This is a genomic window from Streptomyces spinoverrucosus (assembly GCF_006539505.1).
GTDB classification, from domain to species: domain Bacteria; phylum Actinomycetota; class Actinomycetes; order Streptomycetales; family Streptomycetaceae; genus Streptomyces; species Streptomyces spinoverrucosus.
Genome location: NZ_BJND01000036.1, coordinates 27,966 through 47,125, shown reverse-complemented (window position 1 = coordinate 47,125; position 19,160 = coordinate 27,966). Strand labels below are relative to the sequence as shown.

Sequence of the window (19,160 nt, the reverse complement as noted above, 5' to 3'; positions counted from 1 at the left end):
CCAGGAGTGATCGCGAAGTGATGAGGCGAGGCTTGAAGCGGTGAACGTGCTGGACATCCTGTTGCTGGTCGCCGCCGTGTGGTTCGCGATCGTGGGCTACCGACAGGGCTTCGTCGTCGGCATCCTGTCGGTGATCGGCTTCCTGGGCGGCGGCCTCGTCGCCGTCTACTCACTGCCCGTCATCTGGGACGCGCTGACCGCCAACGCGGAGGTGAGCACCACCGCCGCCGTTGTCGCGGTGGTCGTCGTGATCGTCTGCGCCTCGGTCGGCCAGGCCCTGACGACCCATCTCGGCAACAAGCTGCGCCGGTACATCACCTGGTCCCCGGCCCGCGCCCTGGACGCGACCGGCGGCGCCCTCGTCAATGTCGTCGCCATGCTGCTGGTGGCGTGGCTGATCGGCTCCGCGCTGGCCGGCACCACGCTGCCGACGCTCGGCAAGGAGGTGCGCAGCTCCAAGGTGCTGCTCGGGGTGTCCCGGGCGCTGCCCGCGCAGGCCGACACCTGGTTCGCGGACTTCTCCTCGGTGCTCGCGCAGAACGGGTTCCCGCAGGTCTTCAGCCCGTTCGCCAACGAGCCCATCACCGACGTACAGCCGCCCGACCCGGCCCTGGCCAACAGCCCCGTCGCCACGCGCGCGCAGCGCTCCATCGTCAAGGTGATGGGCACCGCCCAGAGCTGCGGCAAGGTCCTGGAGGGCACCGGCTTCGTCTTCGGCGAGCGCCGCGTGATGACCAACGCGCACGTGGTGGGCGGCGTCGACGAACCCACCGTCCAGATAGGCGGGGAGGGCCGACGGTACGACGCGACGGTCGTCCTGTACGACTGGGAGCGCGACATCGCCGTACTCGACGTACCCGACCTGGACGCGCCCGCCCTGAAGTTCGCCGCCGACGACGCGGTGAGCGGGGACGGCGCGATCGTCGCGGGCTTCCCGGAGAACGGGGCGTACGACGTGCGCGCCGCGCGCGTGCGGGGGCGCATCACCGCCAACGGCCCGGACATCTACCACCGGGGCACCGTGCGCCGCGATGTCTACTCGCTGTACGCGACCGTCCGCCAGGGCAACTCCGGCGGCCCGCTGCTGACGCCCGAGGGCGAGGTCTACGGTGTCGTGTTCGCCAAGTCCCTCGACGACGCCGAGACGGGGTACGCGCTGACCGTGGACGAGATCCGCGAGGACATCACCGAGGGTCGTACGGCGAACCAGCAGGTGGACAGCGACAGCTGTGCGCTCTAGCGGTGGGTGGCGTCACCCGCGCGGGTGACGCAGCCGTACCGAGACCCAGCGGGCCCGGCGGCGCAGAATGCGCGGGATGCCCACCCTCGGGTCGCTGCCCGCCAGTTGCGGGGTGGCCCGGCGGTGGGGGCCCGGGCCGTTGCCCGAGCGGCGAGTGCGTGCTGCGTCACTGTAGTCGTGCGTCCAGCCCATACCCCGACGTGTGCCCCCGCCCCAAGGTCGATAACCGCCTCCGAGGCCGCCAATTGGCCTATGCGCCAGGCATTTGGCAGTTCGTAGTACAGGCGTACCGCTCCGCATAACGGGCGCATCGGCTCGCCGAACGGCCGGGCGCGCGGACTTTCGGCCAGACGGGCCTGTTCAGCGGTCCGGTTCGGGGTCCTTCAGCCAGCTGATCAGTTCGTTGGAGAACGCCGCTGGGTCTTCCTCGTGCGGGAAGTGGCCGAGGCCGTCGAACAGGCGCCAGCGGTACGGGGCTTCGACGTACTCGCCGGACCCGGCCGCGCTGCGGGTGCGCATCACCGGATCGAGGGAGCCGTGCAGATGCAGGGTCGGCACGCGCACGGGGCGTTTCATCCGGCGGTTGAACTGGATGCCGTCGGGGCGGGCCAGGGAGCGGACCAGCCACCGGTACGGCTCGATCGAGCAGTGCGCCGTCGACGGGATGCACATCGCGCGCCGGTACGTCGCCACCGCGTCGTCCTCCGGCAGCCGCGGCCCGGCCCAGTCCCGGATCAGCCGCCCGACCAGCGCCCCGTCGTCCGCGACGAGCTGCCGCTCCGGGATCCACGGCCGCTGGAACCCCCAGATGTACGAACTCGCCGCCGTCTGCCGCACGTCGGAGAGCATCGCCGAGCGCCAGCGCCGGGGATGCGGCATCGACGAGACCACCAGACGGCGTACCAGCTTCGGCCGCATCACGGCCGCCGTCCACGCCAGATAGCCGCCGAGGTCGTGCCCGACCAGCGCCGCGTCCGGCTCGCCGAGCGAGCGGACCACGCCGGTGATGTCGAGGGCGAGGTTGGCCGGGTCGTACCCGCGGGGCGTGCGGTCGCTGCCGCCGACACCCCTGAGGTCCATGGCGACGGCCCGGAACCCGGCGTCGGCGAGCGCGACCAGCTGGTGCCGCCACGCCCACCAGAACTGCGGGAAGCCGTGCACCAGCATCACCAGCGGCCCGTCGCCCAGCTCAGCGATGTGGAAACGCGCGCCGTTCGCCGCAACGTCCCGGTGCGTCCAGGGGCCTTCGGGCCGGATGACCGAGCCGGGCTGCGCCGAAGGGGTGTCGGGTTCCGTCATGACGACGAGCGTGCCACAGCCTCGATGGCCTCCGGCGCGCGGTCCCGCGGAAGCTCGGGCAGTTCCGGCCGCGCGGGGCGCGGATGCGGCTTGGCCTTCTGCAGCACGCCCGCCGACTCCTTCACCGACGCGGCCACCTTCTGCGGGCCCCTGCCCTTCTTGGCCTTCTTCGCGAACACCAGGCCGATCAGGGCCAGGACGAGGGCGATCAGGACGTTCGCCGCGAAGGACAGCAGGAAGCAGATCGCGAGGTTCCAGTCGGTCCAGGTCCGGATGCCGTACGCCAGGGCGAAGTTGAGCATCGGCAGGGAGAACAGGAGCAGCACACCGGCCGCCATGAACGCGCCGCCGCTCGTCGCACCGCGCTTGACGTCCTGCCTCAGCTGCGCCTTGGCCAGCGCGATCTCGTCGTGCACCAGTGCCGACATCTCGGCCGTCGCGGAGGCGAACAGCTGGCCGATGCTGCGTTCGGCGCCGACCGGGCTGCCGTCGGGTGCGCTCATCGCGGTCTCCCTCTTCTGCTTACTTCTGCGTACGGGGTCCGTCTGTGCCTGACTGTGCACGGTCCCGTCTTTTGTACCGTCTCGTCAGATCATGCCGGACCGTCGCCCTCATCGCCTGCCCCGCCGCCCACTTCGGCAAGCTCGGCCGCCCTGACTTCGGCGAGCCGGCGGTGCTCGGCGGCCTTGCGGTCGTAGATCTCCGCCATGCGCAGGTGGTACGCCGGGTCGTGCTCCTCGTAGATGTCCGGGATGCCGTCGAGGTCCTCGTCGCGGTCCTCGGCCTCGCACAGCCTGCGGTACTTGGCGTTGCGTACCTTCAGCAACACTGTCGCGAGCAGGGCCGCTATCAGCGAGCCGGTCAGTACGGCGGCCTTGATCTCGTCCGTCAGTACGGCGTCGCCCTCGAAGGCCAGTTCGCCGATGAGCAGCGAGACGGTGAAGCCGATGCCGGCGAGCGAGGCGACGGCGAAGACGTCCGGCCAGGCGAGGTCCTCGCTGAGCGAGGCCCGGGTGAAGCGGGCGGTCAGCCAGGTGCCGCCGAAGATGCCGATCGTCTTGCCGACGACGAGCCCGAGGACCACGCCCAGCGTCTCCGGCTTGGTGAACACGTCCCCCAGGAGGCTGCCGGAGACCGAGACGCCCGCGCTGAACAGGGCGAACAGCGGCACGGCGAGGCCCGCGGACAGGGGGCGCACGAGGTGCTCGATGTGCTCGCCGGGGGAGTGCTCCTCACCCTTGTGGGTGGTGCAACGCAGCATCAGGCCCATGGCGACACCGGCGATGGTGGCGTGCACGCCGCTGTTGTACATCAGCGCCCAGATCACCAGCGCCAGCGGGACGTAGATGTACCAGCCGCGCACGCCCTTGCGCAGCAGCAGCCAGAAGACGCCGAGGCCGACGACGGCGCCGCCGAGCGCGGCGAAGTTGATCGAGCTGGTGAAGAAGACCGCGATGATCAGGATCGCGAACAGGTCGTCCACGACGGCGAGCGTCAGCAGGAAGGCACGCAGGGCACTCGGCAGCGACGTACCGATGACCGCGAGCACGGCGAGCGCGAAGGCGATGTCCGTGGCGGTGGGCACCGCCCAGCCCGCCAGGGAGCCGCCGCCGATGCCGTTGGTGAGGGTGTAGACCAGCGCCGGTATGGCCATGCCGCACAGCGCGGCCACCACCGGCAGGACGGCCGCCTTGGGGTCGCGCAGATCGCCGGCGACCAGCTCACGTTTGAGCTCGATACCGGCGACGAAGAAGAAGATCGCGAGCAGCCCGTCGGCGGCCCAGTGTGCGATGGAGAGGTCGAGGCCGAGGGCGGCAGGGCCGATGTGGAAGTGCGAGACGCTCTCGTAGCTGTCCCCCAGCACGGGTATGTTCGCCCAGATCAGCGCGATGACCGCGGCGACGAGCAGCAGGACACCGCCGACCGTCTCTGTGCGCAGCGCGTCCGCTACGAAGGTCCGCTCGGGCAGGGACAGACGTGCGAAAACCTTGCGGGCGGGGCGGGGCGCAGTCACGGGAAGACCTCCGGTCGGTGGGCAGCACAAATGACATGCCGACCAGACTTCCCGGCGCACCTTTAGATCATTGTCGCGTTGTTGACGCGTTCCTTAGCTTACCTAAGATGCGGCGGGCCGGTCAGGTGATCTTCACGTTACGTGCAAAAGGGGCACCCGGCGCGCCTGTCGCGTCCTGCGCCGGGTGCCCCTTTCGGCCGGGCTCAGTCCTCGCTGGGCGCCGCCGGGAGCTTCGCCTGGATGAGCTGCATAACCGTGCTGTCGGTCAGGGTGGTGATGTCCCCCAGCTCACGGTTCTCGGCGACATCGCGCAGCAGTCGGCGCATGATCTTGCCCGAGCGGGTCTTCGGCAGCTCCGCCACCGGCAGGATCCGCTTGGGCTTGGCGATCGGGCCGAGCGTGGCGCCGACGTGGTTGCGCAGCTCGGCGACCAGGTCCTCGGTCTCGGCGGCCGTACCCCGCAGGATCACGAAGGCGACGATCGCCTGCCCGGTCGTCTCGTCCGCGGCGCCCACCACGGCCGCCTCGGCGACGGAGGGGTGGGAGACGAGGGCGGACTCGACCTCGGTGGTGGAGATGTTGTGGCCGGAGACGAGCATGACGTCGTCGACGCGGCCGAGCAGCCAGATGTCGCCGTCGTCGTCCTTCTTGGCGCCGTCACCGGCGAAGTACTTGCCCTCGAAGCGCGACCAGTACGTGTCGATGAACCGCTGGTCGTCGCCCCAGATCGTGCGCAGCATCGACGGCCACGGCTCGGTCAGGACCAGGTAGCCACCGCCGCCGTTGGGCACCTCGCTCGCCTCGTCGTCGACGACCGTGGCGGAGATGCCGGGCAGCGGCGTCTGCGCCGAGCCGGGCTTGGTCTCGGTGACGCCGGGCAGCGGCGAGATCATCATCGCGCCGGTCTCGGTCTGCCACCAGGTGTCCACGATGGGGGTGCGGTCGGCGCCGATGTTCTTGCGGTACCAGATCCACGCCTCCGGGTTGATCGGCTCACCGACCGAGCCCAGGATCCGCAGGCTGGAGAGGTCGAACTTCGCGGGGATGTCGTCGCCCCACTTCATGAACGTACGGATCGCGGTGGGCGCGGTGTAGAGGATCGTGACCTTGTACTTCTGCACGATCTCCCAGAAGCGGCCCTGGTGCGGGGTGTCCGGGGTGCCCTCGTACATCACCTGGGTGGCACCGTTGGCGAGCGGCCCGTAGACGATGTACGAGTGCCCGGTGACCCAGCCGACGTCGGCCGTGCACCAGTACACGTCCGTCTCCGGCTTGAGGTCGAAGACGGCGTGGTGGGTGTACGACACCTGGGTGAGGTAACCGCCGGAGGTGTGCAGGATGCCCTTCGGCTTACCCGTCGTACCGGAGGTGTAGAGGATGAACAGCGGGTGCTCCGCCTCGAACGCCTCCGGTGTGTGCTCGGCGGACTGCCGCTCCACGAGGTCGTGCCACCACACGTCCCGGCCCTCGGTCCAGGCGACGTCCTGGCCGGTGCGGCGGACCACGAGCACATGCTCGACGTTGCCCGCCTTCTCCACCGCCTCGTCGACGGCCGGCTTCAGCGCGGACGGCTTGCCGCGCCGGTAGCCGCCGTCGGAGGTGATGACGATGCGTGCGTCGGCGTCCTGGATGCGGGTCGCCAGCGCGTCCGCCGAGAAGCCGCCGAAGACGACCGAGTGCGCGGCGCCGATGCGGGCGCAGGCCAGCATCGCGACTGCCGTCTCGGGGATCATCGGCATGTAGACGGCGACCCGGTCGCCCTTCTGAACTCCCAGCTCCAGCAGGGCGTTGGCGGCCTTGGAGACCTCGTCCTTGAGCTCGGCGTAGGTGATGGCGCGGCTGTCACCGGGCTCGCCCTCGAAGTGGATGGCCACGCGGTCGCCGAGCCCGGCCTCGACATGCCGGTCCACGCAGTTGTACGCGACGTTGAGCTCGCCGTCCTTGAACCACTTGGCGAACGGCGGGTTCGACCAGTCCAGCGTCTCGGTCGGCTCCTTGGCCCAGGTCAGCCGACGGGCCTGCGCGGCCCAGAAGCCGAGCCTGTCAGCCTTGGCCTGTTCATACGCCTCCGCCGTGACATTGGCGTTGGCGGCCAGGTCGGCGGGGGGCGCGAACCTGCGCTCTTCTTTGAGCAGGTTGGCCAGGCTTTCGTTGCTCACGACATCTCCCTCTCGAAGGGTGTCCGTTGTGTCCCAGGCCACAGCTCATCAGACCGGATGGCCCGATGACAAGGGTCGACGGGATATTGGTTTAGACCTGTCGGGGGCGTGGTGCGGGGTGCCCCTGGCTTGGCCAGGACGGCTCCGGACCGCTTCCGGCGCCTGGTCATCCCTTCCCACGGACGGCGCCGGAAGCCGGTTCAGCGTTGTTACGCCCCTCACATCGCTGGGCGATTTTTCGGGGGCGGGGCGGTGGCGGGGCAGGGGTGAGCGGTGAGGCAGGGTGGGCCTTTTGTTCGCCACGTCACGGGCGGGCGTATCGGACGCCGCTCACGCGGACAGGTCCGCCGCACGGACGGTGTCGAATACCTGCTCCTCGTTCGTCTCGGTGAGCAGATACGACTGCGCCTCCCCGACGTGGAAGTACATCCCATGCAGCTCCAACGCGCCCTCGCGCAGCGCCCGGGACACCGACTCGTGGGCGCGCAGGTGCTCCAGTTGCTGCACGACGTTGGTCAGGCACAGCTGTTCGACCATGTCGGCGGGCGGTCGTCCGGCCAGCCGGGGCCAGGGCCGGTCGTCGGTGGCCATGCGCTCCAGGCTGGGCAGCGCGTGCCGCAGCCACCGTCTGAGCGGCGTACGCGCGCTGCCCGGCTCGGAGTTGAGCAGCGCCTGCATGGCTCCGCACCCGGAGTGGCCGCACACCGTGATGGACCGCACCGTCAGCACGTCCACCGCGTACTCGATGGCTGCCGCCACCGAGTCGTCGCCGCTTTCCTCGCCGGGGCGTGGCACCAGGTTGCCGACGTTGCGCACCACGAACAGGTCGCCCGGACCACTGGAGGTGATCATCGAGGTGACCAGGCGGGAGTCGGCGCACGTGAGGAACAGCTGGACGGGGCGCTGTCCCTCGCGGGCCAGGCGTGCGAGTTCGCCTCGGACCAGGGGGGCTGTGTTGCGCTGGAAGGCGCTGATGCCTCGGGCCAGTTGGTGGCTGGCGGGGGGGTTGGTGGTGGTGGGGGGCTCGGTGGGGATGTGGGGGATGTCGGTGGTGTTGGGGTTGGGGGAGTAATCGAAGTGGACGGAGCCGTTGGTGCTGGGGGCGATGCCCGAGTGGCCGGGGCTGTAGGGGTCGCCGGGGTTAATGGGCCTGTGGCTGCCATTGGGGTTGCCGGAGTCGTTGCAGATACCGGAGTCGATGGAGCCGTAGGAGGCGACGGGCGCGTACAAGCCCTGCGAGCTTGCCGAGCTCTCTGAGTGCGGGGAGCCTTGCGGGCTTGCCGAAGCTGCCGTGCCAGGCGCGCCATTCGGGCTTGCCGAAGCTTCCGTGCCAGGCGTGCCCTTCGAGCTTGCCGACCCCTCAGTGCCCGCCGTGCCCATCGAGCCCGCCGACCCCTTCAAGATCGCCGCGCCCTTGGAACCCACCGCCCCCTCGGAGCCCGCAGAACCCGTCGATCCCTCCGACTCACCGGAACCGCCCAAGCCCCCATGCCCCTCTGCACCCGCAGGCGCCGCAAGCAGCAGCGCCTGCTGCACCTCGCACTGGTGGTTGCGCCACGGCGTCCACGGGCTGCAGCGGCAACCGGCGGAGGTGTCCGGCTCGTCGGCCCCGGTCTCCCCCTGACGGTCGGGGAAGTTCGTGGGCTCGGCGATGCGGACCCCGGCGCGGCGGCCGGTCAGCTCGACGGTGCCGCCCGTCGCGGCGTGTGTGTTCTGCCAGTCCTGCAGGGTCTCGTACGCCGCGTGGTCCATAAACGAACCGTCCAACTCGACGATCACGTCGGCCCCTTGGGGCACGTGGTGCAGGGCACGGCTGAGCCGTGGTACCGCGAGGAACGTCAACTGCCCTCTTACCTGTACGTGATGGACTCCTTCCGTCACTTCATGGGTGATGCGCGTGCGGGTGAGGCGGTGCAGGGCGACGCCGACGGCCACGGCGATCCCCAGCGCCACGCCCTCCAGGACGCCGAGCAGCACCACGCCGAGGGTGGTGACCACGTACACCAGCACCTCACGGTGGCGGGTCACCGTGCGGATGTGGTTCAGGGACACCATCTGGATGCCGACGGCCATCACCAGGGCGGCGAGCGAGGCGAGCGGGATGAGCTCCAGGATCGAGACCATCAGCAGCGCGGCGATCACTACGAGAACGCCGTGCAGCATCGTGGAGTTCCGGCTCACGGCACCGGCTTGCACATTCGCGGAACTGCGCACGGCCACCCCCGCGACCGGCAGCCCGCCGAGTCCGCCGGAGACGATGTTGGCGGCACCCTGACCGAGCAGTTCGCGGTCCAGGTCGGAGCGGGGGACGCGGGCGGCGAGGCCGGGCCGGGAGGCGGCCAGTTTGTCGACGGCGACCGCGCCGAGCAGCGACTGCACGCTGCACACCAGCGTAGTGCTGAGCACGGCGGCGACGAGGCCGAGCACCGGGCCCTCGGGCAGTCCGGCCAGGGCGTGGCTGCTCCAGTTGGGCAGCTCGACCTTGGGCAGGGTGAGTCCGGCCAGCGAGGCGGCCGCGGTCGCCCCGGCGACGGCGACGAGCGCGGCCGGCGCCTTGCGCAGCAGGCGGCCCGCCCGGCCGGGCAGCCGTGGCCAGGCCAGCAGCAGGGCGAGCGTGAGCGCGCTGGTCGCGACGGCGGCCGGATGCAGGTGGGCGAGCTGGGCGGGCAGCGCGCGCAGATTGTCCAGGACCACGCTCTGCGGGGTGCCGCCGAGCACGATGTGCAGCTGTGCGACGGCGATGGTGACGCCGATGCCGGCCAGCATGCCGTGCACGATCGCGGGGCTGACGGCCAGCGCGGAGCGGGCCACGCGCAGACAGCCCAGACCGAGTTGGGCGAGTCCGGCGAGGACGGTGATGGCGCATGTCGTACGCCATCCGTAGCGGTGGATGAGGTCGGCGGTGACGACCGTGAGGCCGGCCGCCGGGCCGCTCACCTGGAGCGGGGAGCCGCCGAGCCGCCCGGCGACCAGGCCGCCCACCGCCGCGGCGACGAGCCCGGCCTGGAGCGGCGCGCCGGTGGCGAGGGCGATGCCCAGGGACAGCGGCAGGGCGATCAGGAAGACAGAGATGGAGGCCGACACGTCGGCGCCGGCGATACGGAACCGGCGGCGCCGGGCCGACGGCGGGCTGTGGGGTGGGTGGACCCGCTTCGGCCGATGCGGGTCGGGGGCTGTGGTGGGGGCGCAGGCTGACATGTTTCCCGTCTCCTCCGGGGCAGCGCGGTCGCGGAACAGGTGGTTCCCCCGCTCGGGGCGGGGGCGGGTCGCGGCCGTGGGTCACGGCGTGCAGTGGCGGGATCAACAACACTCAGTAAACGAATCGTAATGCAGAGTAAAGGTAGAGCATGGATTTTCCCGGCAAATGGGTTAATCAATCACTCCGCTGAGTGAAGTGGACATTTCATCGGCTTGTCGTACTAATTCCTTCTCCGTCCCGTGCGACGTTGGCGGCGCTGCCGACTCGTCGACTGGAGAAGGAAGGTGGGCGCAATGGCCGCCACCCGGAGGATCGCCGCGGGCGCCATGGGCGCCGCGGTCTGTGCCGTATCACTCGCCGGCTGTGGGGCCGGCTCCGGCAGTTCGGAGGGAGGAGTCTCCGGCCCGGAGGGTGCCCCGGCGCCGCCCAAGAGCGCGGTCCGGCTGATCGGGGACGGCTCCACCGCCTTCACCGGTGCGCAGCCCCACCTGGCCCGCCCGGAGCGGCTGAAGCCCGGTCAGAGACCGCCGCAGTTCGTGGTGTTCTCCTGGGACGGTGCGGGCGAAGACAGTCAGCGGCTGTTCTCCCATTTCCGCGAGGTGGCCAAGGCCAACAACGCCACCATGACGTACTTCCTCAGCGGCGTGTACCTGCTGCCCGAGGACAAACGCGACCTGTACAAGCCGCCGCAGCACTCACCGGGCCGCTCCGACATCGGCTTCAACGACCGGCAGGGCATCGCCGACACCGTGAAGCAGTTGCGGCTGGCGTGGCTGGAGGGCAACGAGATCGGCACCCATTTCAACGGTCACTTCTGCGGCAGCGATGGTGGTGTCGGCGAGTGGTCGGTGGAGGAGTGGAAGGACGAGATCACCCAGGCCAAGCAGTTCGTGAAGTCCTGGAAGACCAACAGCGGCCTGACGAACGCCGACCCGCTGCCCTTCGACTACGACCGGGAACTCATCGGCGCCCGCACGCCCTGCCTGGAGGGCCAGGCCAACTTCCGCAAGGCCGCCCGCGAACTGGGCTTCCGCTATGACACCAGCGGCGTCAACAACCAAGTGTGGCCAGGCAAGAAGGATGGCCTGTGGGATCTGTCCATGCAGCTGGTGCCGTTCCCCGGGCACAAGTACGAGCAGCTGACCATGGACTACAACTTCATGGTCAACCAGTCGGGCGCCACCACCCAGGGCGACCCCGACATGTACGAGTTCTGGGGCAACCAGATGCGTGACGGCCTGCTCCAGGGCTTCCAGCGGGCATACGACGGCAACCGCGCGCCCCTGATCATCGGCAACCACTTCGAGTCCTGGAACGGCGGCACCTATATGCGCGCCGTCGAGGACGTCATCGAGCAGGTGTGCAACAAGCCCGAGGTGCGCTGCGTGTCCTTCCGCCAGCTCGTCGACTGGCTGGACGCCCAGGAGCCGAAGGCCCTCGCGAAGCTGCGCACGCTGAAGGTCGGCGAGGCCCCGAAGCAGGGCTGGGAGTCCTTCCTGTCGGCCCGCCCCGCCCCGGCTCCGAAGGGGGCGCCCGGGGTGCCGGCGGACCGACGGTAGGCGTCCTCAGGCGGGCTCGACGACGCCCTCGCTAAGCACGAAGTCGGGGTCGACCTGGGCGGCCAGGTCGACCCCGTGCCGCTCGTTGGCCCAGGACTGGGCGTTCTTCAGATGGAAGTGCACCATCTGGCGGGTGTAACGCTCCCAGTCGCGTCGTTCGTACGTCGCGTCGGCGGTCGTGCGAAGCGTCTCCAGGGCGCGGCGGTTGACGTCCTCCAGCTGGTCGAACCGGGGCGGGCGGCCCTTCTCCATGGCACGCACCCAGTCGGAGTGCCCGACCGTCACGAGCAGGTCGTCCCCGACTTCGGCGCGGAGGAAGTCGAGGTCGTCCTGGCCCTGCACCTTGTTGCCGACGACCTTCAGCTCGACGCCGAAGTCGCGGGCGTAGTCCTTGTACTGGCGATAGACGGAGACCCCCTTCCGGGTCGGCTCGGCGACGAGGAACGTGATGTCGAAGCGGGTGAACATGCCCGAGGCGAAGGAGTCCGAGCCCGCCGTCATGTCCACCACGACGTACTCGTCGGGCCCGTCCACCAGGTGGTTCAGGCACAGCTCCACCGCTCCGGTCTTGGAGTGGTAGCAGGCGACCCCCAGGTCGGCGTCGGTGAAGGGGCCGGTGACCATCAAACGGACGGGCCCGCCGTCGAGTTCCACCGGCCGGGCGCAGGCGTCGTAGACCGGGTTGTCCTCGCGCACCCGCAGCAGCCGCGAGCCCTCGCCGGGCGGCGTCGTCTTGATCATCGACTCGGCGGAGCCGATGCGCGGGTTGGTGCCGCGCAGGTAGTCCTTGATCAGCGCGAGCCGGTCGCCCATCGCGGGCAGCCCGGCGGCCACCGCCTCGTCGAGGCCGAGCGCGGCCCCGAGGTGCTGGTTGATGTCGGCGTCGATCGCGATGACCGGGGCGCCGACGGCCGCCAGGTGGCGGATGAACAGAGAGGACAGGGTGGTCTTTCCGCTGCCGCCCTTGCCAACGAAAGCAATTTTCATGTTCATCAAGCGTAGTGGTGCGTCGGGCGTGGGGCTCGGCGATGCGTGAAGAAGACCACTCCTTCGTGGGGTTTCCGCCGGGGGTGCGTAGTGTCGTACTCATGAGTACGACAGGCGCGACCGCCGATCCGCTCGCCGCCCTGGGCTCGCTGCCCGGTGTGGCCGAGTCCGTGGAGTCCGTGCGCAAGGCTGTGGACCGGGTCTATGGGCACCGGGTCATGCGCCGGCGCAGCAACGAGATCACGTCCGAGGCGGCGCTGCGCGGGGCCCGCGGTTCCGCCGCGCTGTCCGGTGCGGACTGGGCCCTCGAAGAGGTGCGCCGGCGCACCGACTTCAGCGGCGACGACGAGGCCAGGGTGATGGGCGCGGCGCTCCGGCTGTCCGTCGAGGCGGGTCAACTGCTGTCCATCTGGCGGCAGTCGCCGCTGCGCGTGCTGGCCCGACTGCACCTGGTGGCGGCCGCGGACAAGGCCGACCAGGTCGGGCGGCCCCGGCAGCAGGGCGAGCCGGGCGACGAGCCGCTGATCGGACAGCCACTGCCCAGCGCGGCTGAGGTGTCCGGACGGCTGGAGGGACTGTCCGAGTTGATCATCGCGGGGAGTTCGGCGCCCGCGCTGGTCACGGCCGCCGTCGTGCACGGCGAGCTGCTCGCGCTGCGCCCCTTCGTCTCGCACAACGGTTTGATCGCACGCACGGCCGAGCGGATCGTCCTGGTCGGCAGCGGCCTCGACCCGAAGTCGGTCTGCCCGGCCGAGGTGGGACACGCCGAACTGGGTCGCGCGGCCTATCTGACGGCGTTCGAGGGATACCTCTCCGGCACTGCCGAGGGCATGGCCGCGTGGATCGCGCACTGCGGCAGGGCGGTCGAACTGGGTGCGCGCGAGTCGACGGCGGTGTGCGAGGCGCTCCAGCGCGGGGCGGCGTAACAGGTCCCGAACAGGGTTGCGGCGGTACGAGTTCTCGTACCGCCGCTGGCATGTCCACCCGGTTACCAAGCGTCCTCGATATGTCGCCCATCAGGTCGGGATCTTTGCCCGTGACCTGGTGCGGCTGGCCCGTAATCGACGGGTCGACGTCGCGTGGGTGCCCAGTGTTCATGCTCGGTCCGTGGGGCCAAATGCGGTTAAAAGGTGATCCTTTCGGATGTCCTTGGTCTCGCGGGCCGTTGTCTCCTTTGTACTCCAGGTGAGGAGCAAGCGGAAGTGACCGCCTCGCTTCTTTACTTTTAAGTTCAAAGGTGTATTGAACGGGCGCCGGGATTGCGGCGTTGCTCGGGCGTGGTGAAGTGGCAGGTCAGACGGTGGCCGTCCGGCGGCGGCTGGCGTACCAGACGAGGCCGGCGGTGGCTGCCGCGGCACCTATGGCGGCCGCCGCGACCAGAACTGGACGCGGCGGTACGGAGAAGGCGGGCAGTCGCTGCTTGAGTCTGACCGGGCGGTGGAAATCGAGAATCGGCCACCCGCGCGCGAGTGCCTCGCGGCGCAGTGCGCGGTCGGGATTCACCGCGTGCGGATTTCCAACCGACTCCAGCATCGGAAGGTCCGTCACCGAGTCGCTGTAGGCGTAGCAGCGTGAAAGGTCGTAGCCCTCGGACTCGGCCAGCTCCCGGATCGCCTCCGCCTTCGTGGGGCCGTAGGCGTAGTACTCCACCTCGCCCGTGTAGCAGCCGTCGTCGCCCACGACCATCCGAGTGGCGACCACCCGGTCGGCGCCGAGCAGCTCGCCGATCGGCTCGACCACCTCGGCGCCCGACGTGGACACGATCACCACATCGCGTCCGGCGGTGTGGTGCTCCTCGATCAGGGAGGCGGCCTCGTCGTAGATGATCGGGTCGATGATGTCGTGCAGCGTCTCGGCGACGATCTCCTTGACCTGCTGGATGTTCCAGCCCTGCACGAGCCTGGACAGGTACGCGCGCGTGCGCTCCATCTGATCGTGGTCCATGCCGCCCAGGAGGAAGACGAACTGGGCGTATGCGGTACGCAAGGCGGCACGGCGGTTGATCAGGCCGCCCTGATAGAACGACTTGCTGAAGGTGAGCGTGCTCGACTTCGCAATGACCGTCTTGTCCAGGTCAAAGAAGGCCGCTGTGCGGGGCAACGAGTGGTTTTCCACGCCCCTGAGCATAGGGGCAGCCCATTCGGCGTAAGGTGGGGCGCGTGGGTTTGCCTGAGAGGGCTCTCGGGTACACCATGGAAGTCACGGATCGTTCGCGACCGTGCTAACCCGGTCCGACTCCTCCCCCCCCGAGTCGGCCGTGGGGACGACCCCCGCTCTCCCCCCCGGCGGGGGTCGTCGCATGTCCGGGTGGGTTTCTCCCTTCTTCTCGCGGCCACGGCGCCGCATCGAGGCGGCTGTGGCCGCCTCTTTCGCATGTCCGCGATCCATCACTGTGCGTAGTCGTTGGACTGCTCTGCGGAAGTCGCACAGGAGATGGTGCAGGGGTCACCGGTATGGGTGACGGCGATATTCACAACCACCGAGTTGTCCACAGTTATCGACCAAGATCCACACGATTTTCGGGATCGCTGCACCGTGATTCCTGCGCGGCCCGCTCGCGGCGAGTTCCTGGCCGGTTCGGATTGTCGGGCGCGCATGGCCGGAATCCGTCGGCCGCTCATATGGAGGCCGGTTGCCGGTTCTTCACATGGATGCGAATCGCGGGGCCGCAGGGGCTGCGCGAGCGCAGCGGACAAGCAGCGAAGGGGGAAGCAAACCGTGGCCGGAACCGTCACACACGATCCGCGGTCCGCCGCCGGAGGGCGGCAGAGCCGACCGCTGATCGTCACCGAGGACGCCGAACTGCTCGACGACCTGCTGCGCCTGTGCGCGGCGGCGGGAGCCACACCGGAGGTCCACCCCACCGTGCCGGACCGCAGCGGAGGCTGGGAGGCCGCGCCGCTGGTCCTGGTCGGGGACGACGCCGCGCGACGTGTCCGCGGGGCCGCGCGCAGACGAGGGGTGGTGCTGGTCGGCCGCGACCAGGACGATCCCGGCGTATGGAAACGCGCCGTCCAGATCGGCGCCGACCACGTCCTGATGCTGCCCGACGGCGAGCACTGGCTGGTCGACCGGATCGCCGACGTCGTCGAGGGCGTCGGGCGGCCCGCTCTCACCGTCGGTGTGATCGGCGGCCGGGGCGGCGCCGGAGCGTCCACGCTGGCCTGCGCGCTCGCCGTCACCTCCGCGCGCGAGGGCCTGCGCACCCTGCTCGTGGACACCGATCCGCTGGGCGGCGGACTCGACGTTCTCCTCGGCGGCGAAACCGCCGAGGGCCTGCGCTGGCCCGCCTTCGCCGCCTCGCGCGGCCGAGTCGGCAGCGGCGCCCTGGAGGAGTCCCTGCCCCAGCTGCACTCCCTGCGGGTGCTCAGCTGGGACCGCGGCGACTGCGTCGCCATCCCACCGCAGGCCGTACGGGCGGTGCTGGCCGCGGCGCGGCGCCGGGGCGGCACGGTCGTGGTCGATCTGCCGCGCCGGATCGACGACGGGACCGCCGAGGCCCTCGCCCAGCTCGACATCGGGCTCCTCGTGGTCCCCGCCGAGCTGCGCGCGGTCGCGGCGGCCGGCCGGGTGGCGTCCGCGGCCGGCATGGTCCTGCGCGATCTGCGCGTAGCGGTACGCGGGCCGTACGCGCCCGGCCTCGACGACCGCGAGGTGGCCCGGCTGCTCGGCCTGCCGCTGGCCGGTGAGGTGCCCGTCGAGGCCGGTCTGCTGCGCCCGGCCGAGGGCAAGGCACCGCCCGGCGCCGGCGGGCGCGGGCCACTGGCCCGGTTCTGCAAGGAGTTCTGGGAGCGGGCACTGGTCGAGGCGGGTGCGGCATGAACACCTTCGCGGAGCCCCTGCTGGACGGCGTACGGCAGTGGCTGGCCGAGAGCGGCGCCGAGCCCACACCCGCGCGCGTGGCACAGGCACTGCGGGAGCAGGGCCGGGTGCTGGGTGACGCCGAAGTCCTGGGGGCGGCCCAGCAGTTGCGGTCCGAGCTGGTCGGCAGCGGCCCACTGGAGCCGCTGCTCGCCGATCCGGCGGTGACCGACGTACTGGTCTCGGCGCCGGACCGGGTGTGGGTGGACCGGGGCGGCGGACTGGAGCTGACGCCCGTGTCCTTCGCGGACGCGGCGGCCGTACGACGTCTTGCGCAGCGCCTGGCCGCGGTGGCCGGGCGACGCCTGGACGACGCCCGGCCGTGGGTCGACGCCCGGCTGCCGGACGGCACGCGACTGCACGCGGTGCTGCCGCCGGTCGCCGTGGGCTGTACGTGCCTGTCGCTTCGAGTGGTCCGCCCGCGCGCGTTCACCCTCGACGAACTAGTGGCGGCGGGCACGGTGCCGCCGGGCGGGGACCGGGTGCTGCGGGCGCTGCTTCGCGCGCGGTTGTCGTTCCTGATCAGCGGGGGCACGGGCACCGGCAAGACGACCTTGCTGAGCGCCCTGCTCGGGCTGGTCGGGCCGGACGAGCGGATTGTGCTCGCTGAGGACTCGGCGGAGCTGCGGCCCGACCATCCGCACGTCGTGCGCCTGGAGACCCGGCCCGCCAACCAGGAGGGCGCCGGACTCGTGACGCTGGAGGACCTGGTCCGGCAGGCGTTGCGCATGCGGCCCGACCGGCTCGTGGTCGGTGAGGTGCGCGGGGCGGAAGTGGTGCATCTGCTGGCCGCGTTGAACACGGGCCACGAGGGCGGCTGCGGGACCGTCCATGCCAATGCCGCCGCGGACGTCCCCGCCCGCCTGGAGGCCCTCGGCACGGCGGCCGGGCTCGACCGGGCCGCCCTGCACAGCCAGTTGGCGGCGGCGCTGGCGGTCGTCCTGCACCTCGTGCGGGACCGGAACGGGCGGCGGCGGATCGCGGAGGTGCATGTGCTGGAGCGGGATGCCTCGGGGCTGGTGCGGACGGTTCCGGCCCTGCGGTGGGGCACGGAGGCGTTTGTGCGAGAGCAGGGGTGGGGGCGGTTGCGGGGGCTGCTCTGCGGCGGAGGCGGGAGCGGGACGGGGCTCGCGGAGGACGGGCGAGAACTGCTGCACGACAGAACCGAGGGGGAGTGGTGAGCGGTATGGGTGAGACGGCGATGAGCGCGGCCCTGGTGTGTGCCGGGGCGGCCGTGTGGCTGATGGGCGGATGGCACTCGGGGTCGCGGCGGGCGCACCTGTTGCTGGCCGGAGGCGGCGTGGTGGGCAGTGGGCCTCCCGCGTGGCGGCGGTGGGCCGGTTTGTCGCGGTCGATCCGTGGGCGGCTGCGGATCGAGTGGTGGGCGCCGGTCGCCGGGCTGGTGCTCGGGGTGCTGGGGTCGTCGGTGCTCCCGGTCGTCGCGGGGGCGGCCGGGGTTCCGGTACTGCGGCGGGTGCGGCTGGCCGGGGAGGCACGGCGGGCGCGGGAGCGGCGCGGCGACGCGGTGATCGCGCTGTGCTCGGCGCTCGCCGGAGAGGTGCGGGCCGGACGGCAGCCGGGTGAGGCCCTGCTGCGGGCCGCGCGTGACTCTGGAGGGCTCGGTGAGGCACAGGAGCAGGCGCCGGTGCTGGCGGCGGCGCGGTTCGGCGGGGATGTGCCGGGGGCGCTCGCGGTGGCGGCACGGCAGCCGGGGGCCGACGGGCTGCTGGGGCTCGCCGCGTGCTGGCGGGTCGCGGTCGACCGGGGCGCGGGTCTCGCGGCCGGGCTCGACCGGCTGGAGGCCGCCCTGCGGGCGGAGCGGGACCAGCGTGCCGAGTTCCGGGCCCAGTTGGCCGGTTCCCGCGCCACGGCGGTGATGCTCGCCGCGCTGCCGGCCCTCGGCATCCTCCTCGGCGCCGCGCTCGGCGCCGACCCGCTGCACGTACTGCTGCACACCGGCGCGGGGCTGGGCTGCCTGCTGGTGGGCGGGGTGCTGGAGGGCCTGGGGCTGTGGTGGGCGCTGCGGATCGTGAGGGGAGCCGAGACGGCATGAGCGCGCAAGTTGTCCACAGGCTGGGGGCGGCCCTGGGGGTCGTGCTCGCCCTGGTGTGGGTCGTGCGCTGGGCGGTGGGTGTACGGCGGGAGCGCCGGACGCGGAGGCGGCTGGCCGAGCTGCTGGGCCGGGAAGCCGATGGCCGGCGGCCGCGTGTCGAGGTCGCGGGTGTCGTACGGCGGTGGTGGCCGGCGGTCGCCGTGGTCGGCGCCGGGTGGGTGCTGGTCGGCGGGGGCGTGGGTGTCGCCGTGGGGCTGGTCGCGGCGGTCGGGGTGTGGCGGTGGCGTCAGCGGCAGACGGCGGCGGTGGCCGAGGGTGCGGCCTTCGACCCGCGTGAGGCGGCCCGGCAACTCCCGCTCGCCGCCGATCTGGTGGCCGCCTGCATCGCGGCCGGCGCCGGTCCGGTGATCGCCGCGCAGGCCGTGGGCGAGGCGCTCGGTGGCCCGGTCGGACAGGCGCTGGCGCGCGGGGCGGCGGAAGTACGGCTCGGCGGCGAACCGGCGGAGGCATGGCGCGGGTTGGCCGCCACACCGGGCGCCGACGCCCTGGCCCGCCTGCTGGAACGGGCCGACGTGTCCGGTCTCCCCGCGGCCGCACCGGTCGCGCGCATCGCCGCGGACGCCCGCGCCGACTGGGCCCGCAGCGCGACGGCACGGGCCCGGCGAGCGGCCGTCATGGTCACCGCGCCGGTGGGGCTGTGCTTCCTGCCCGCCTTCATCGCGGTCGGGGTGCTGCCCGTGGTGATCGGTCTGGCGGGTGGGGTGTTGGGAGGGGGTGGCGGATGACGGG

General features: G+C 71.3%; 15 protein-coding genes. 7 read left to right on the top strand and 8 right to left on the bottom strand.

From position 1 onward, the window contains the following. The first annotated feature begins 40 nt into the window (after nt 1-40). A complete protein-coding gene (locus SSP24_RS23850) occupies nt 41-1,240 on the top strand; it encodes a MarP family serine protease (RefSeq protein ID WP_141311736.1) in 1,200 nt (399 codons plus the stop codon). 12 nt (nt 1,241-1,252) lie between these two features. Here the strand turns inward: SSP24_RS23850 and SSP24_RS44255 are convergent, their stop codons facing one another. The 6 genes from SSP24_RS44255 to SSP24_RS23820 all read right to left on the bottom strand — a co-directional run bounded on the left by SSP24_RS44255 (nt 1,253) and on the right by SSP24_RS23820 (nt 9,910). Beyond that, nucleotides 1,253-1,432 carry a hypothetical protein gene (locus SSP24_RS44255; protein ID WP_141311735.1) on the bottom strand — a complete coding sequence of 60 codons (180 nt, stop codon included), beginning with the start codon at nt 1,430-1,432 and terminating at the stop codon, nt 1,253-1,255. A 168-nt stretch (nt 1,433-1,600) separates the two neighbouring features. Beyond that, nucleotides 1,601-2,539, bottom strand: coding sequence for an alpha/beta fold hydrolase (locus SSP24_RS23840; RefSeq protein ID WP_141311734.1), 939 nt, complete (start codon nt 2,537-2,539; stop codon nt 1,601-1,603). Continuing rightward, entirely contained in the window at nt 2,536-3,042 is a 507-nt protein-coding gene (locus SSP24_RS23835; protein WP_141311733.1) for a phage holin family protein, read from the bottom strand. Before SSP24_RS23835 ends, SSP24_RS23840 begins: the two co-directional genes overlap by 4 nt. Nucleotides 3,043-3,131: 89 nt before the next feature. Further along, nucleotides 3,132-4,553, bottom strand: a complete 1,422-nt coding sequence (gene nhaA / locus SSP24_RS23830; protein ID WP_141311732.1) for a Na+/H+ antiporter NhaA — start codon at nt 4,551-4,553, stop codon at nt 3,132-3,134. A 203-nt stretch (nt 4,554-4,756) separates the two neighbouring features. Continuing rightward, nucleotides 4,757-6,712 carry an acetate--CoA ligase gene (gene acs, locus SSP24_RS23825; protein ID WP_141311731.1) on the bottom strand — a complete coding sequence of 652 codons (1,956 nt, stop codon included), beginning with the start codon at nt 6,710-6,712 and terminating at the stop codon, nt 4,757-4,759. A gap of 330 nt (nt 6,713-7,042) precedes the next feature. Continuing rightward, nucleotides 7,043-9,910 carry a SulP family inorganic anion transporter gene (locus SSP24_RS23820; protein WP_141311730.1) on the bottom strand — a complete coding sequence of 956 codons (2,868 nt, stop codon included), beginning with the start codon at nt 9,908-9,910 and terminating at the stop codon, nt 7,043-7,045. Nucleotides 9,911-10,204: 294 nt separating this feature from the next. Here SSP24_RS23820 and SSP24_RS23815 point away from each other — a divergent pair, with 294 nt between their 5' ends. After that, nucleotides 10,205-11,470, top strand: a complete 1,266-nt coding sequence (locus tag SSP24_RS23815) for a polysaccharide deacetylase family protein (protein WP_141311729.1) — start codon at nt 10,205-10,207, stop codon at nt 11,468-11,470. Between the two features lie 6 nt (nt 11,471-11,476). Here SSP24_RS23815 and SSP24_RS23810 read toward each other — a convergent pair whose 3' ends face one another. Further along, complete coding sequence (locus SSP24_RS23810; protein ID WP_167529678.1) at nt 11,477-12,457, bottom strand: ATP-binding protein; 981 nt, start codon at nt 12,455-12,457, stop codon at nt 11,477-11,479. Nucleotides 12,458-12,558: 101 nt separating this feature from the next. On the opposite strand from SSP24_RS23810, the gene SSP24_RS23805 reads away from it, so the two are divergent. Next, on the top strand, nt 12,559-13,383 hold the full coding sequence (locus tag SSP24_RS23805) for a Fic family protein (RefSeq protein ID WP_141311727.1): 825 nt from the start codon (nt 12,559-12,561) through the stop codon (nt 13,381-13,383). 367 nt (nt 13,384-13,750) lie between these two features. Here the strand turns inward: SSP24_RS23805 and SSP24_RS23800 are convergent, their stop codons facing one another. Then, nucleotides 13,751-14,584, bottom strand: coding sequence for an HAD family hydrolase (locus tag SSP24_RS23800; protein WP_141311726.1), 834 nt, complete (start codon nt 14,582-14,584; stop codon nt 13,751-13,753). A 591-nt stretch (nt 14,585-15,175) separates the two neighbouring features. Between SSP24_RS23800 and ssd the strand changes: the two genes are divergently transcribed. The 4 genes from ssd to SSP24_RS23780 are packed head-to-tail and all read left to right on the top strand — an operon-like array spanning nt 15,176 to nt 19,156. Further along, nucleotides 15,176-16,279, top strand: a complete 1,104-nt coding sequence (gene ssd / locus SSP24_RS23795) for a septum site-determining protein Ssd (RefSeq protein WP_141311725.1) — start codon at nt 15,176-15,178, stop codon at nt 16,277-16,279. Beyond that, nucleotides 16,276-17,499 carry a TadA family conjugal transfer-associated ATPase gene (locus SSP24_RS23790; RefSeq protein WP_141311724.1) on the top strand — a complete coding sequence of 408 codons (1,224 nt, stop codon included), beginning with the start codon at nt 16,276-16,278 and terminating at the stop codon, nt 17,497-17,499. The genes ssd and SSP24_RS23790 overlap by 4 nt, the downstream gene beginning before the upstream one ends. A gap of 5 nt (nt 17,500-17,504) precedes the next feature. After that, on the top strand, nt 17,505-18,371 hold the full coding sequence (locus tag SSP24_RS23785; protein WP_229865841.1) for a type II secretion system F family protein: 867 nt from the start codon (nt 17,505-17,507) through the stop codon (nt 18,369-18,371). Further along, nucleotides 18,368-19,156, top strand: a complete 789-nt coding sequence (locus tag SSP24_RS23780; protein WP_141311723.1) for a type II secretion system F family protein — start codon at nt 18,368-18,370, stop codon at nt 19,154-19,156. The genes SSP24_RS23785 and SSP24_RS23780 overlap by 4 nt, the downstream gene beginning before the upstream one ends. The last annotated feature ends 4 nt before the right edge of the window (nt 19,157-19,160 follow it).

Bases quoted from the DNA above. Each gene is read 5' to 3' on its own strand.
- SSP24_RS44255 (WP_141311735.1), bottom strand. From the start codon at position 1,432: ATGGGCTGGACGCACGACTACAGTGACGCAGCACGCACTCGCCGCTCG.
- SSP24_RS23840 (WP_141311734.1), bottom strand. From the start codon at position 2,539: ATGACGGAACCCGACACCCCTTCGGCGCAGCCCGGCTCGGTCATCCGG.
- SSP24_RS23835 (WP_141311733.1), bottom strand. From the start codon at position 3,042: ATGAGCGCACCCGACGGCAGCCCGGTCGGCGCCGAACGCAGCATCGGC.
- SSP24_RS23820 (WP_141311730.1), bottom strand. From the start codon at position 9,910: ATGTCAGCCTGCGCCCCCACCACAGCCCCCGACCCGCATCGGCCGAAG.
- SSP24_RS23815 (WP_141311729.1), top strand. From the start codon at position 10,205: ATGGCCGCCACCCGGAGGATCGCCGCGGGCGCCATGGGCGCCGCGGTC.
- SSP24_RS23810 (WP_167529678.1), bottom strand. From the start codon at position 12,457: ATGAAAATTGCTTTCGTTGGCAAGGGCGGCAGCGGAAAGACCACCCTG.
- SSP24_RS23805 (WP_141311727.1), top strand. From the start codon at position 12,559: ATGAGTACGACAGGCGCGACCGCCGATCCGCTCGCCGCCCTGGGCTCG.
- SSP24_RS23800 (WP_141311726.1), bottom strand. From the start codon at position 14,584: ATGCTCAGGGGCGTGGAAAACCACTCGTTGCCCCGCACAGCGGCCTTC.
- SSP24_RS23790 (WP_141311724.1), top strand. From the start codon at position 16,276: ATGAACACCTTCGCGGAGCCCCTGCTGGACGGCGTACGGCAGTGGCTG.
- SSP24_RS23785 (WP_229865841.1), top strand. From the start codon at position 17,505: ATGGGTGAGACGGCGATGAGCGCGGCCCTGGTGTGTGCCGGGGCGGCC.
- SSP24_RS23780 (WP_141311723.1), top strand. From the start codon at position 18,368: ATGAGCGCGCAAGTTGTCCACAGGCTGGGGGCGGCCCTGGGGGTCGTG.